Genomic DNA, 14,142 nt, shown 5'->3' with positions numbered 1-14,142 from the left:
AGATCACCTCTCCTCTCTGCATTCACCTTGTTCTGATACTATTTCAATTCATACATTACGCTTAGCTGAGTTGTAACTTTAACTACACCAGGTTGCACGGATGTGCTTGCACCAGCATCTGCTGCAGCCATATTCATTTTTAGATTCTGTTCAAAATAAACCGGAGTGATATCGCCATCATTTTGGCTGACCGTGATCACTTGACCCAAGCTGCGTTTAGCTGCCTTAGCAATAGCCCCTGCTTTAACATCTGCATTCGCCATCGCTTTTTCAATCACCTGAGCTTCAAATGCAGAAGTATCTTCCACAGAAAAACGTGCATTTCCGATATTATTCGCCCCTGCCGCAGATGCAGCGTCCAGCAATTCACCAACCTTAGTCAGATCTCTATAAGACACTAACAGCGTATGATTGGCGTTGTATCCCTTCACTTGCTGTCCTTCTTTTTCGCTGTAACTATAATTGGGTTGCACATAAAACTGCGTGCTTTGAATATCTTTATCTGCAATTTTCCAAGTATTCTTTAGTAAAGTCATAATCTTCTGAATTTTAGCGGCATTGGTCTTCTGCGCTTCTTGCGCAGTTGTGGCCGTAGTATCCACACCGATGGTCAAGTATACGATATCCGGCTTGAGGGACAATTCGCCTTTACCTACTACACTAACGACATTTTTCTGCACTTCATCTGCGTAAGCCTTTGCAGGACCTTGGAAAACACCACTCATGCTGATCCCTCCAATTAACAAGCTCCCTACGATCATCACTGAACCAATTTTCTTCAATAAACCTTTCATATTTGCCAGCCCCTTTCATTTCTTTTGATTTGTTATTATCCTCTAGACGAGTCATTTTGGTAAATGTTGCACGTCTCAATCTATTTTTTGGTATTAAAAAAAGCCCCGAAGGGCTTTTGGTCATGCGATAAATAAAGTCTTCCTAGCAGAAACGATGTTGTCTTCCTATTATTGGTTCTCAAGCTCTTCTTTGCTGACCAGACTTGTCAAAGCGTTTACAGCTTGATCGGCATCCGCACCGTCCGCGCTAATGTAAATCTCCGTGCCGGAACTGATAGCGAGGCTCATAATCCCCATAATACTTTTAGCATTTACTTTTTTATCATCTTTTTCCACGAAAATCTCCGACGAAAACTTGTTAGCTTCTTGCACAAACAATGCTGCCGGTCGGGCATGAAGCCCTGTCTTCAACCGAACAACTACCGGGTGCTTTGTCATGAAACGCTTACCCCCTAATTGAGTTCTCCCCAAAAGTTTCACATTAATTTTATATTATTATATCATTATAACGTAAACCACACTAGAAAAAAAGTAATTAGCCGCCTCGAACCTTGTCCGCCAGCTCATCAATCTTACGAAGCCGATGATTTACTCCCGACTTACTGACTGTACCTTTGAGCATTTCACCAACCTCCTTGAGGTTGATATCTGGATGCGCCATTCGAATTTCTGCTACTTCACGCAGTTTATCCGGCAAATTCTCCAGTCCCATTTCTCGCTGCAACAGCTTGATATTCTCAATCTGCCGCACCGCAGCACTTATTGTTTTGTTGAGATTTGCGGTCTCGCAGTTCACGATCCGATTCACGGAATTACGCATATCGCGCATAATTCTTACATCCTCAAATTTGAACAACGCCTGATGCGCTCCAATCAAACTTAAGAATTCAATGATCTTCTCGCCTTCTTTAATATAAAGAATGAATCCTTTTTTACGTTCAATACAGCGTGCATTTAAGTGGAATTCCCCAGCCAGATCCACTAATGCTTTACAATGTTCCTCATACATCGAGGAAATCTCCAAATGGTAGGAGGAGCCTTCCGGATTATTAACCGATCCGCCAGCCAGAAAAGCACCGCGCAAATAAGCACGCTTGCAGCAGTTATTCCCAACAATCTCATCATCAATACCATCGGTAAAAATAAATCCTTCCGACACAATTCTAAGATCCTTTAGGATCTCTTGTACACGGTTTGGAATTCTGACGATATAGACGTTATTTTTCTTCAAACGCATTTTTTTACGCACGAGTAGCTCAATATGGACCTGGTAATATTTCTTAAGTAAAGAATATACCCGCCTTGCAATCGCGGCGTTCTCCGTCGAAATGTCGAGAATAACCTTTTTGCTTGAAAGCTGCACAGATCCATTCATACGGATAAGCGCTGACATTTCCGCCTTCTCGCAGCAGGGTTCACTCTCCACCATCGTCAGCTCTTTTTTGGTAAGGGCCGCAAAAGACAAGGGTCTCACCTCTTTCTTGATAAGTACTTCATTCTCATCTATAAGTTATACCCTAGGGTTTCTGTTTATCCAATCCTGCACAAGCTGATAAATGTGATGGCTAAGCTTATCGGTATCATGTCTCAAATAAGTTCGGAATAAAACCAGTTTATCGGCTATAACCTTGTATCCATTGCCATCCAGCGCTTCTTTATCAAGCTGCACCGGGCGCGCGCCCTTCTCGGCGTACTTCGTCTGGACCTGTTCCGGAATCTCACCGTCATTAACAATAACATAATCGAATAAATCAATCCCGATATGATCATATACAGCTTGAAGATGATCGCTGACGGTATAGTTATCCGTTTCACCCGGCTGAGTCATTACGTTGCAGACGAAAATTTTGATAGCATTCGAAGATACAACCGCTTCTGCCAGTTTCGGAACAAGCAGGTTGGGAAGAATGCTCGTATACAGACTGCCAGGACCCAGCAGGATCGCATCTGCATTCCGAATCGCCTCAAGCGCTTCGGGCAACGGTTCTACATCTGGCGGCTCCAAGGACACTCGTCTGATGATCCCGCCAGCTTCAGGGATTTTGGACTCCCCTGTGATAATCGTGCCGTCCGACATTTCTGCATGCAGGATTACAGCCTCACCGGCCGCAGGCAATACCCGCCCGCGAACAGCGAATAATCGACTAAGCTCCCGAACAGCCGTAACGAAATCGCCGGATATATCCGTGAGCGCAGCAAGAATCAAGTTGCCGAGACTATGACCAGCTAGTCCCTCACCCGTGTTGAAACGGTATCTCATAATCTCTGCCATGAGCGGCTCAACATCAGCCATAGCTGTCAATACGTTGCGTATGTCCCCAGGAGGAGGCATTTGCAGTTCACTGCGTAAAATACCAGAGCTTCCCCCATCATCGGCAACGGTAACAATAGCAGTAATATCTAATGGCTTCTCTTTTAAACCACGAAGCATGACAGATAACCCCGTGCCACCGCCCATAACGACGATACGCGGACGCTGTCTTTGTTCTTCAGCCACTATGACCCCTTCTCTCTAGTGCCGATCACGCTCGGAATCCCGATGACTAACGGTTACGGATTCCGTCTCGCTAACGCCCAGCATTTTACCCAAATACTCGGATATGGCTACAGAACGGTGTTTACCTCCCGTACAGCCAATGCCAATGATAATCTGGGACTTACCTTCCTTACGATATTGCGGAATTAGAAAATGAAGCATATCGAGCAGTTTGGTCAGGAACACCTGTGTTTCAGGCCACTTCATTACATAATCGTAGACTTCACTGTCCTGGCCGGTTTTAGGCCGCAGATGGTCCACATAATGTGGGTTAGGCAAGAAGCGGACATCGAAGACAAGATCTGCATCAATAGGAATACCGTACTTAAATCCGAAGGATGTAATATTGACGGAAAGCGTACTTTTTCCTAGATGCGAAAACCGTGAAATGATCTTCTCCTTAAGCTGCACGGGCTTCATACTGCTGGTATCTAAACATAACGTAGCTGAATTTTTCAATTCTTCAAGCATCTTACGTTCTAGCTTGATACCATCAAGCGGTAGCCCTTTAGGTGCTAATGGATGATGACGTCGACTTTCCTTGTAACGCTGAACAAGTACTGAATCTGTAGCATCCAAAAACAAAATCTCACAGCCAATGGTTGACTCATCCTTGATATAGGCAAGAGACTCAGACAAAGCAGTGAAGAATTCTCGACCACGCAGGTCAATTACAAGGGCTACCTTGGCAATCTTACCCTTCGACTGTTCAATTAGCTCTGCGAACTTGGGAATCAGTACCGGTGGTAAATTATCGACACAGAAGAACCCTAGGTCTTCCAGACTCTGTACAGCAATTGTCTTCCCCGCACCTGACATTCCCGTAATAATAATCAGGGTGGCTCCAGCCGTTGGGGTATTGTCCAATTCGGTCATAAAAGCGTCCCCTCCCTAGATTTAGTATATGAATACTTCCCGTCTTTTAAGAACGCAGCAAAAGGCCGGCAGCCCCAACAATACCTGCGTCATTGCCAAGCTCAGCTGGAATAATCGAAACACCAGTTTGAAGCGGAGCCGGTGTCAATTTCGCAAACACACGACGAACCTCATCAAATAGAATATCTCCAGCCTTAGACACGCCGCCGCCAACGATAAATACTTCAGGGTTAAGCACAGCCGCAACAGAAGCCATGGATTTACCCAGATAGTACGCTGCACGATTTACTATACGGATAGCTACTTCATCGCCAGCCTTAGCCGCATCAAAGACTTCTTTCGCAGCAATCTTCTCTACCATAGAGAGGGAAGTACGATCGCCACGAGCTACTGCATCATTAGCCATGCGGATAATACCTGTAGCGGAGGAAACGGTTTCCAGACAGCCCATGTTGCCACAGCCGCATTGAATAGCTTCCAGATCCGGCACTACTGTGATATGTCCAAGCTCACCAGCTAATCCCGCAAAACCTTGATAAATCTTTCCATTAATAATGATTCCGCCACCGACACCTGTTCCAAGCGTATAGCAGACACAGTTATCAACGCCACGTCCCGCACCACTCCAAGCTTCCCCCAGTGCAGCCACATTCGCATCATTGTCTATTTTGACAGGCTTGTTCCAACGATCTTCCAAAATGGAACGGATCGGCACATCTCTAAATCCTATGTTAGGCGCAAGGATGATGATTCCTTCACGAATATTTGTGAACCCGGCTACACCCGCTCCTACACCTGCAAGCTGATCCCAAGAGTACGGGGAATCCTCCACAATTTGGCGTACATACTTCTCGATATTATCGATAACAGTATCGACACCCTCTGCAGTTCCTGTAGGTCCCTCATAAGTATGTAGCAGGGTACCTTCAGCATTACAGATTCCAACCTTAATTGCAGTTCCACCCAAATCCACGCCAACGTAGATATTCTCAGACATGTAACAAGCCACCTTTTTTTATACTAAAATAGTTAATCCTAAGTACCAACTATAATAGAAGCCCTCTCTGTGGTCAAGGAAAGACAACACACCCGGGAATTCCTTATTTTAAGAGTATACTCTATTATATTCTAAAAAGACCCCCTTACGCCTAAGTAAGAGAGTCTTGTACCTATATTATTATCTGGAAAATAACCCAACGTACCGATTTATTCTGATAAAATGCGCTTTTGTCCCTCTAGTGCTCGGATTGGAGCGATATTCTGTGTGAACTCTAGCGTGCCCATATATTGGCCTGACTCGTCTCGTACAGCGAAGTAGCGGATGTAGATAAACTTATCCTTGATGTTGATCCAGAAGTCTTCAGCATCCTTACGACCTGCCTTAAAGTCTTCCAAAAGCTTCTCTACCACATGAACACTTTGCGGGGGATGACAGTTCTGTACTGTACGGCCGATAACCGCTTTAGTTCGAGCAAAGATACGTTCCTTCCCGTGTGAAAAATATCGAACGACATCATTCTCGTCAATGAAGGTTAGATCTACAGGCAGATGGTTGAGTACGGTCTCGAGCTGATGCAGTGACAACAACCCTGTCTCAAAACGGATGAACCCACCTTGCGGCGTCGCTCCTTCTGTTTCTTCCGGCACTGCGCCTTCCGGCTCTGCAGCCCGCTCAGGGATCCACTCCTGCTCCGGTGCGGTTAGGCAGAACCCGATCTCATCGCTCTCCCGGGCGATTTTGACCCATTCATCTTCCGTCAGTTTGTCCAGGGCCATGGGCAGTAGAATATTTTCTTCCTTAAAGATCATTTCATTAACTTCCTTGATGATCTCCTCAAGCTGAACGCCTATTTCTGCTGCATTTCCGCTATAAGTGCTGAGCGCTGCTTTTGCCTCTTTAATCATACGGCGGATATTATCATCCACTCCCCACATTACCTTGGTTGGGCCATAAATTCCGTATTTTTCGAGGTATGGGAACAGCAGATTTTCTTTTCGGCTATAGTGCTTATCAAGATCCAGCAGCAAGCTAAGATCCTCCAACAACTTGAAGATCAATTCCTCACTATCGTTCTTTTGAAACTTTGTTGCGTGCAGATCCATGCGGAAGTTAACAAGTCTTTCGATCTCACGATTCTCCAATTTGAAGGTGTGTACTGGATGGCCTGGCTGCTCCTCGGGCTTAGACGAGCGGTGAATCTGCTCAATAGAGCCTTTAAAGATGGCTGTATGCACCGAACAAAGACGTTGGACCTCGGATACCGGAATTCCTTCTTCGGTCATTAATGAATGCTCCATCGCGGAAATCTCCGCTACGGTAACATCACCCACAGCTTCGGCGAACCGCGCCTTAACCTCTTCTACACTTTTGCCTGCATGCAGCTCTTTAATAATTTCCTTAAGCATAGCCTGGCGACGAGTCTGTTCCGGCACATCAACTTCACGGTTGTTAATTAGTTCGCTCATATTAACACTCCTTTATTAAATAATCTCGAAACCATGACGTTCAAAAGTTAGCTTCACGTGCTCGAGATCCATTTTCTTCAGCTTAATTCCTTTGGATAAGGTCATGAAACGGCCAGCGGTCTGCAGCATGCCAGGCTTGGCAATATCCTTAAAGCCCAGCTCTACCATAATCTCGATGACCTCCGGATGCCGTGATACCATCTCGAATATAGATTCATCCAAACTCAGCACTTTTTCCATTTGACTCTTCTCCTTTATGTGAGAACTATTCTCAATAAAAGATTAGCACAGGCCGTAGAGGACCATTGTGATTGCAATCACTAATTCAAAAGAAAGCATTTATCGTTCTTTTTAAGACGGATTATGTATGCTGTGAACCTAAAAAAACTGTCCCCTACGCTTAAAAAGCATAAGAGACAGCCTGATTTGTACTTAATTATTTATTATAGCGTTACTCCTGTTTTGAATATGGAAATCTCACGGAAATTATTCTTTTCATTATTAACCCATTCACCGCTGGCGACCGCAATAATATAGTTTATGAAGCTGTGCAGGACCTCATCTGGAGAACCATCTTCCACCAACACACCTGCATTAAAATCGATCCAGTGACGTTTACCTTCATACAGTGGGGTATTGGTAGACACCTTCATCGTTGGCACGAATGTACCAAAAGGCGTTCCCCGTCCGGTCGTAAAGATCACCAATTGGCAGCCTGCAGCAGCCAGTGCAGAGGATGCCACAAGATCATTGCCAGGCGCGTTAAGGAGATTTAAGCCTTTGTTAGTGATAAGCTCTCCGTACTTGAGTACATCCATCACCGTAGAGTTACCGGATTTTTGAGTACAACCCAGCGATTTATCCTCAAGCGTAGTAATTCCTCCGGCTTTATTCCCTGGAGAAGGATTTTCATATACCGGCTGTTTATAGTCCATAAAATACTGCTTAAAGTCATTAATGAGATCGACAATTTTGTGGAAAATAGTTTCGTCCGCTGCACGTTCCATTAGAATTTTTTCGGCACCAAACATTTCAGGCACTTCAGTCAGTACAGTGGTCCCGCCTTGAGCAGCCATATAATCAGACAGACGTCCAAGGAGCGGATTCGCAGTAATACCGGATAAACCGTCGGAGCCTCCACATTTCAGACCGATCTTCAGCTCGGAGAGTGATACTTCTTCCCGTTGATCGCCTTGTACATTATTGTAGATTTCCTTCAGCAGCTTCACGCCTTCTTCAATCTCATTCCCAACCTCTTGGGAGACAAGGAAACGCACACGATCCTCATCATAGCTGCCAAGCATATCTTTAAAAATATGCAAATTGTTATTCTCACAGCCCAATCCGAGCACAAGCACGCCGCCCGCATTCGGGTGTTTAACCGCGTTAGCCAGAATCGTTCGCGTATTGTCATGATCATCGCCCAGCTGGGAGCAACCGTAATTATGCTTAAGCACGAGCACGTTATCGAAAGGTGCGATATCCCCAACCTCTGCTTTGAAAATATTGATGATCTGCTCCGCCACTCCATTCACACAACCAACAGTAGGGACGATCCACAGCTCATTGCGGATACCTACAGTTCCATCAAAGCGGCGATATCCCTTAAAGGTCAAATTCTCCGCTGCAAAAGGATTCGGCGTCAGCTTCTGCCCAAAGGTATATTCCTCTACCCCTGTTAGGTTTGTCTTAGTGTTATGGGTATGCACCCACTGCCCCGGCGCGATAGACGCTATAGCATGACCAATGGGGTAACCATATTTCAATACGTTTTCACCTTCGCTAATGCTGGATAGTGCAATTTTATGGCCTCTAGCGATATCTTCAGTAATTTTAATCTCTTTTGAACCAATCACAATGGTGTCGCCTGCTTTATAGTCTTTAAGTGCAACAGCGACATTATCAGCCTCATTAATCTGCAATACTTCTTTCATCGTCTTGATCATATCATTGTCACCTCCAGGGTATTAGTTGTGTGCCGGTCTCTTCACGTACGCTTTTAACGCTTGCTTCATGCCATTTTTCTCAATCGCAATCAGTCCTTCTGTCACCTTGTCAGTAAGTCCAGCCACTTCATTCAGATCACAGCCCCAGCGATTGGTTGCGGCAAGTACTTCGACGGCCAGTGCGCGCAGCCCGGTGTCTGTGCCATCCCACCCTCCCCATAAGGAGGCGAACCATTCCAAAATATCCGCATCATCAGCCAGTTGAATGTCTTCTTCCCCTCTGCGTCCTCTATAGAAGGCAATTAATGCGCTCAATGAGAAGACAAGCTTTTCAGGCAATTGTCCTTTGGCCTCTACATATTGCAGTAAAGAAGGCAGATCTCTTGTCTTAAACTTCGATATAGAATTGAGGGAAATGCTCATCAAGTAATGCTGCACATAAGGGTTCAGGAATCTTTCTAATACCGCGTCTGCAAAAGAATTCAATTCCTCTGCCGGCAGATCCAGCGTTGGAATAATCTCATCGTAGATTAAGGACTTCACGTACGCCCCAACCTCTTCGTGCTCAATGGCCTCAGCAACCGTATCAATACCGTACAAATACGCTACTGGTGTCATAGCTGTATGAGCTCCGTTTAAAATCCTCACTTTACGAGTCCGATAAGGGGCCATATCATCCACCACCAACACATTAAGACCTGCTAGTTCAGCCGGGAACTCCTTTTTAATCCACTGTGGTCCTTCAATTACCCAAAGATGGAATTGCTCGCCGACAACGACCAGCTTATCCTCATAACCCAACTCTTCTGTAATCTCGGCAATGCTGTCTCTTGGATAACCGGGAACAATGCGGTCCACCAGACTGCAGCAGAAGGTATTAGCTTCATTCAACCAGTTCACAAAACCTTCTCCAAGATTCCACAGCTCAGCATATTTCAAAATAACCTTCTTGAGCTCATCGCCATTCCGGTCAATCAGCTCGCATGGAATGATGATAAAACCTTTAGAAGCATCCCCATTAAAAATTTGATAACGTTTGTACAATAAGGCCGTCAGCTTGCCTGGGAAACTACTCTGCGGCGTATCGGTTAACTTGTCACCGGCTTCAAAAGCAATTCCCGCTTCAGTAGTATTAGACACGATAAAGCGCAGCTCAGGGTTCTCAGCCAGCTTCATATACTCCTCATGCTGTGAATAGGGATTAAGCGTCCGCGTAATACAATTAATTACCTCGTGTTCTTTTACAGCCGCTCCGTCTTTAATGCCTTGCAGATAAAGGGTATACAGCCCATCCTGATCATTTAGCATTTCCGCCAGTCCGTTAGCCAACGGCTGTACAACAACCACTCCACCATTGAAATCCGTTTTTTGATTCATAGTATGAATCTGCCAATCTACAAAGGCGCGCATGAAATTGCCTTCGCCAAATTGTAGAACCTTCTCAGGATACTGCTTGTAAGCTGTCCAATTATCACTATTTAATCTTTTCATATTAACGCCTCCTAATAGTAAATGCACACGATAAACTTGTTAAATAAACTATATAAAATCATATTTATATTACTAATTGATTAAATACATGCACACGTGAAAATTTTAGATAGCAACCCTTTACGAAGGTAAAGGATTAGGCTGCTATGCGCAGCCTCTACTTCTGCAACTTCCTGACTGATTCTCTGGCAATAAGCTCTGTCTCGATCGAGATCCGCCCGTCTTTTTCTGAGGGTTCCTTGACCAAGCTTAACAGCTGGCGAGCGCCTTGCTCACTAATCTTCTCAATAGGACGTTTGACCGTGGTGAGTGAAGGATTGGCAAAAAGTGAAAACCCAATGTCGTCAAAACCAACAACAGAGATATCATTTGGCACCTGCAGCCCTCGCTCAAACACGCCTTTCATAGCCCCGATCGCCATATCATCATTGGAGCAAAATACAGCAGTCGGTGGCTTCTCGAGATCCAGCAGCTTGCCCATCGCCTCATATCCACTTTGCATATCATAACTACCGCTTATCATGTAGTCATTACGAACAGGGATATTATGGTCAATCAAAGCTTTTATAAAGCCATCTCTGCGTTCTTGCGTGGATTTAAAGCCCTCCACACCTTCAATAATTGCAATGTCTTGATGCCCGTTTTCGATCAGGTATTTGCCTGCATTATAAGCACCTTCCCGGTCGTTCGAGATGATGTTGATAATGGAGCGGTCATCAATTTCCCGGTTCAGCACAACGATTGGAATGCCTTGCTGGACAACATGGTAAATGAATTTATTATCAGCTTCACTCTGGCTCATTAGAATAATTCCATCAAAACGTTTGCGATGAATAGAGGAGTAATCCGCATAATCGTCGATCCCACGGATGAACAGATTGTACTCTACATCTATGACCCTATTTACACCACGAATCGTATCAGAGAAGAAACCAGAAGTTGTGCCGTTGGCAATGCTCGTGAAGAACAGACCAATGGTATAGGATCGCTGCATCACAAGGCTTTTGGCATTGTAATTAGGGACGTAACCCACTTGCGCAGCGATCTCGGCAATTTTTTTACGTGTGACCTCTTTAATTAGTGGACTATTGTTAAGTGCTCTCGATACAGTTGTATGCGATACATTCGCCAATTTGGCGATATCCTTGATTGTAGGTGCCATGGGTCAACCTTCCTTATCAAACGGGTTTGGCTCTTCCATGTAAGGATATCATAACGATTACCTAGTCACCAATGCCTGTTTCGAGAAATTAAAATAATGATCAGCGTTATTGTAACAGATGTTCTCAATCATACTGCCCAGTAAATCCATATCATCCGGGGCTTCTCCAGCTTCTACCCAAGAGCCTACCAGGTCACACAGGATTCTTCTAAAGTACTCATGTCTGGTATACGATAAAAAGCTTCTGGAGTCTGTTAACATCCCAACAAATTGGCTAAGTACGCCTAGATTAGCAAGTGTCTTCATCTGTTCCAGCATGCCGTCTTTATTATCGTTGTACCACCATGCGGTTCCGAATTGAATTTTCCCTGGAATACCGCCGCCCTGGAAGCTGCCCATTAGACTGGCAATCACATGATTATCATTAGGGTTCAGTGAGTACAAAATGGTCTTAGGCAACGCATTCTCACGATCCAGCGCATCGAGCAGACCCGCCAAAGGCTTAGCAATCACGCCGTCATTGATAGAATCATAACCCGTGTCAGGTCCGAGACGTCCGAACATTACGCTGTTGTTATTCCGTAGCGCATGAATATGGAATTGCATCGCCCAATCCAGCTCGTTATACAATTTGCCGAGGAATACTAGCGTGAATCCTTTATATTTCTTTTCTTCACTCTCACTTACAGTGCCTTCATGAAGTGCTTTAGCGAATATAGCTGTAGCTTCCTCCAAGGTAGTTGGCTCAAACATTACCGCATCCAAAGCATGGTCAGATACACGGCCGGCTCTCGCGTGGAAGAATCTCACTCTGCTCTCCAATGCTGCAAGAAACTGTCCGTAATTCTCAACAGCCATTCCCGAAACTTCGCTTAGCTGGGCTACCCACGGCTGGAAGGTTGGACGGTTGATTTCAAGCGCTTTATCTGGCCGGAATCCCGGCACAACGCTAGCATTGAACCCACTCAGATTACTGATTTTCTCATGATATTCCAGATTATCTACAGGATCATCGGTAGTACAAACCGTAGTCACCTTCGATTTAATGATCAAATCTCTTGCTCCGAATCCTTCACTTTGTAGCTGTCTATTCACTTCATCCCAAATTTTTGGTGCGCTAGCTTCATTCAGCAACTCATATACACCGAAGAAACGTTGCAGCTCCAGATGCGTCCAATGGTATAGCGGATTCCCGATAATCATCGGAACCGTTCTAGCCCAGGCCATAAATTTATCATAATCACTTGCATCGCCAGTAATGAATTTCTCTTCTATACCGTTAGCGCGCATCACTCTCCATTTATAATGGTCGCCATACAGCCAAGCTTCGGTAATATTGTTGAACGTTTTGTTCTCATAAATTTCTTTTGGACTGAGGTGGCAATGATAATCGATAATGGGCATGTCTTTCGCATGATTATGAAACAGCTTAATTGCGGTCTCGCTCGACAATAGAAAGTTCTCATCCATGAATTTTTTACTCATGAGGTTTGCTGCTCTCCTTTAAGTTCAAATGGGAGTTACACAAAGTTTAACGTGAACATTTATTCAATCAGTTGATTTCCTAATAAATATTTTAAACTTAAAATTATTGCTTGTAATAGGTATCAATATAAATTGTTCACGTTAACATTATATCTTCATTGTAAACGTATTTTTAAAATGCGCAAGTCTTTTTATAAGGACATTGTTACAGTTATTTTAACTTCCGAGCGGTAATAAATAAACAACATATTTAATTTCCGGACACGGCCCCACCATTATAAAAAAAGCAGGCAACCTTTTAGAAAAAGGATCACCTGCTTATATGTCATCGGACTACGATTTCTCGCAAAATTAACTATCCAGTGTTTCGCTCCAGTCATGCACCATCGTGCCCTCTAGGTACTTCTCGGCATCCATTGCTGCCATACAGCCAGATCCCGCTGCAGAAATTGCCTGACGATAACGGGTATCCTGCACGTCGCCACAAGCGAATACGCCCGGGATGTTCGTTTCTGTCGTTCCAGGGTTGACCACAATGTAGCCGTTGGTATCGGTCGTAATTTGTCCCCCTAAAAATCCGGTGTTCGGCGTGTGCCCGATCGCGACAAACACTCCGTCCGCTTCGATGAGTTCATCAATTCCCGTCTCATTGTTGCGAACCGTCAGCCCTTTAACGCCAGACTCGTCGGTTGTAACCTCAAGCGGTGTACGGTTAAGAGCCCACGATACCTTACTGTTATCCCGTGCGCGAGCCTGCATAATCTTCGAAGCTCTAAGCTCATCACGACGGTGAACCAATGTTACATTGGAAGCGAATCGGGTTAAAAAGCTGGCTTCCTCCATCGCTGAATCTCCACCACCGACGACAATAATCTTTTTGCCACGGAAAAAGAATCCGTCACAAGTAGCACAAGTGCTGACCCCACGGCCCACATTCTCCTGCTCCCCGGGGATTCCTAAATATCTGGCAGATGCGCCGGTTGAGATGATCACTGACTCCGCTTCTAATACTCCCAATCCATCTACAGTCACTTTAAATGGACGCTGTGAAAAATCAACTGAATCCACCCAGCCATTCTTAAATTCAGCTCCAAAACGTTCAGCCTGCTTGCGCATGTTGTCCATTAAATCCGGGCCTAGAATTCCTTCAGGAAAGCCTGGGAAGTTCTCGACTTCTGTTGTCGTTGTCAGTTGTCCACCTGGTTGCATACCTTCAATCACAAGTGGGTTTAGGTTGGCACGTGCCAAATAAATTGCAGCAGTAAGCCCGGCTGGGCCTGTTCCGATTACAATCGTTTTGTACATAACAGTGGCCTCCTCACAATAGGGTTTATTTAGAAGAAACGGGCCCTTTTTTGGCATGCATAGCCGCCTTCGGTGCCCCTA

Annotated in this window: 13 protein-coding genes; all 13 read right to left on the bottom strand. The window is 44.9% G+C overall.

The genetic code is table 11. The annotated features are described in order from the left end of the window. Positions 1-38: 38 nt before the first annotated feature. Positions 39-794 (bottom strand): SIMPL domain-containing protein, encoded by a 756-nt coding sequence (locus MKZ16_RS00890; protein ID WP_076101069.1) that lies wholly within the window; start codon positions 792-794, stop codon positions 39-41. 168 nt (positions 795-962) lie between these two features. Next, complete coding sequence (locus tag MKZ16_RS00885) at positions 963-1,232, bottom strand: HPr family phosphocarrier protein (RefSeq protein ID WP_036687106.1); 270 nt, start codon at positions 1,230-1,232, stop codon at positions 963-965. A 97-nt stretch (positions 1,233-1,329) separates the two neighbouring features. Continuing rightward, positions 1,330-2,259, bottom strand: a complete 930-nt coding sequence (gene whiA, locus MKZ16_RS00880; RefSeq protein ID WP_036687104.1) for a DNA-binding protein WhiA — start codon at positions 2,257-2,259, stop codon at positions 1,330-1,332. Positions 2,260-2,304: 45 nt separating this feature from the next. Then, entirely contained in the window at positions 2,305-3,252 is a 948-nt protein-coding gene (locus MKZ16_RS00875) for a YvcK family protein (protein ID WP_169744815.1), read from the bottom strand. 54 nt (positions 3,253-3,306) lie between these two features. Continuing rightward, complete coding sequence (gene rapZ / locus MKZ16_RS00870; RefSeq protein WP_036687099.1) at positions 3,307-4,206, bottom strand: RNase adapter RapZ; 900 nt, start codon at positions 4,204-4,206, stop codon at positions 3,307-3,309. 46 nt (positions 4,207-4,252) lie between these two features. Next, positions 4,253-5,203, bottom strand: a complete 951-nt coding sequence (locus MKZ16_RS00865) for an ROK family glucokinase (RefSeq protein WP_036687097.1) — start codon at positions 5,201-5,203, stop codon at positions 4,253-4,255. Positions 5,204-5,412: 209 nt separating this feature from the next. Further along, the gene (locus tag MKZ16_RS00860) at positions 5,413-6,672 is read right to left on the bottom strand and encodes a DUF438 domain-containing protein (protein WP_076105203.1); all 1,260 of its coding nucleotides are present in this window, start codon (positions 6,670-6,672) and stop codon (positions 5,413-5,415) included. A 15-nt stretch (positions 6,673-6,687) separates the two neighbouring features. Continuing rightward, positions 6,688-6,912, bottom strand: a complete 225-nt coding sequence (locus tag MKZ16_RS00855) for a DUF1858 domain-containing protein (RefSeq protein WP_036687092.1) — start codon at positions 6,910-6,912, stop codon at positions 6,688-6,690. Positions 6,913-7,115: 203 nt separating this feature from the next. Next, a complete protein-coding gene (locus tag MKZ16_RS00850) occupies positions 7,116-8,606 on the bottom strand; it encodes an altronate dehydratase family protein (protein WP_339815909.1) in 1,491 nt (496 codons plus the stop codon). Positions 8,607-8,639: 33 nt separating this feature from the next. Further along, positions 8,640-10,109 carry a tagaturonate reductase gene (locus MKZ16_RS00845; RefSeq protein WP_076105202.1) on the bottom strand — a complete coding sequence of 490 codons (1,470 nt, stop codon included), beginning with the start codon at positions 10,107-10,109 and terminating at the stop codon, positions 8,640-8,642. 157 nt (positions 10,110-10,266) lie between these two features. Beyond that, on the bottom strand, positions 10,267-11,271 hold the full coding sequence (locus tag MKZ16_RS00840) for a LacI family DNA-binding transcriptional regulator (protein WP_076105201.1): 1,005 nt from the start codon (positions 11,269-11,271) through the stop codon (positions 10,267-10,269). A 57-nt stretch (positions 11,272-11,328) separates the two neighbouring features. Further along, entirely contained in the window at positions 11,329-12,756 is a 1,428-nt protein-coding gene (uxaC, locus tag MKZ16_RS00835) for a glucuronate isomerase (protein WP_076105200.1), read from the bottom strand. Positions 12,757-13,107: 351 nt separating this feature from the next. Continuing rightward, on the bottom strand, positions 13,108-14,061 hold the full coding sequence (gene trxB / locus MKZ16_RS00830) for a thioredoxin-disulfide reductase (protein ID WP_036687084.1): 954 nt from the start codon (positions 14,059-14,061) through the stop codon (positions 13,108-13,110). Positions 14,062-14,142 lie beyond the last annotated feature (81 nt).

Source organism: Paenibacillus sp. FSL R5-0928 (assembly GCF_037970385.1).
Lineage (GTDB): Bacteria > Bacillota > Bacilli > Paenibacillales > Paenibacillaceae > Paenibacillus_AQ > Paenibacillus_AQ odorifer.
The sequence above is the reverse complement of the archived record's forward strand: the minus strand, read 5'-3'. Positions and strand labels throughout refer to the sequence as shown.

Coding starts and splice junctions, on each gene's coding strand:
- MKZ16_RS00850 (WP_339815909.1), bottom strand. CDS start 8,606: ATGAAAGAAGTATTGCAGATTAATGAGGCTGATAATGTCGCTGTTGCA.
- MKZ16_RS00865 (WP_036687097.1), bottom strand. CDS start 5,203: ATGTCTGAGAATATCTACGTTGGCGTGGATTTGGGTGGAACTGCAATT.
- MKZ16_RS00845 (WP_076105202.1), bottom strand. CDS start 10,109: ATGAAAAGATTAAATAGTGATAATTGGACAGCTTACAAGCAGTATCCT.
- MKZ16_RS00875 (WP_169744815.1), bottom strand. CDS start 3,252: ATGGGCGGTGGCACGGGGTTATCTGTCATGCTTCGTGGTTTAAAAGAG.
- MKZ16_RS00855 (WP_036687092.1), bottom strand. CDS start 6,912: ATGGAAAAAGTGCTGAGTTTGGATGAATCTATATTCGAGATGGTATCA.
- rapZ (WP_036687099.1), bottom strand. CDS start 4,206: ATGACCGAATTGGACAATACCCCAACGGCTGGAGCCACCCTGATTATT.
- MKZ16_RS00890 (WP_076101069.1), bottom strand. CDS start 794: ATGAAAGGTTTATTGAAGAAAATTGGTTCAGTGATGATCGTAGGGAGC.
- MKZ16_RS00885 (WP_036687106.1), bottom strand. CDS start 1,232: ATGACAAAGCACCCGGTAGTTGTTCGGTTGAAGACAGGGCTTCATGCC.
- MKZ16_RS00840 (WP_076105201.1), bottom strand. CDS start 11,271: ATGGCACCTACAATCAAGGATATCGCCAAATTGGCGAATGTATCGCAT.
- MKZ16_RS00860 (WP_076105203.1), bottom strand. CDS start 6,672: ATGAGCGAACTAATTAACAACCGTGAAGTTGATGTGCCGGAACAGACT.
- trxB (WP_036687084.1), bottom strand. CDS start 14,061: ATGTACAAAACGATTGTAATCGGAACAGGCCCAGCCGGGCTTACTGCT.
- uxaC (WP_076105200.1), bottom strand. CDS start 12,756: ATGAGTAAAAAATTCATGGATGAGAACTTTCTATTGTCGAGCGAGACC.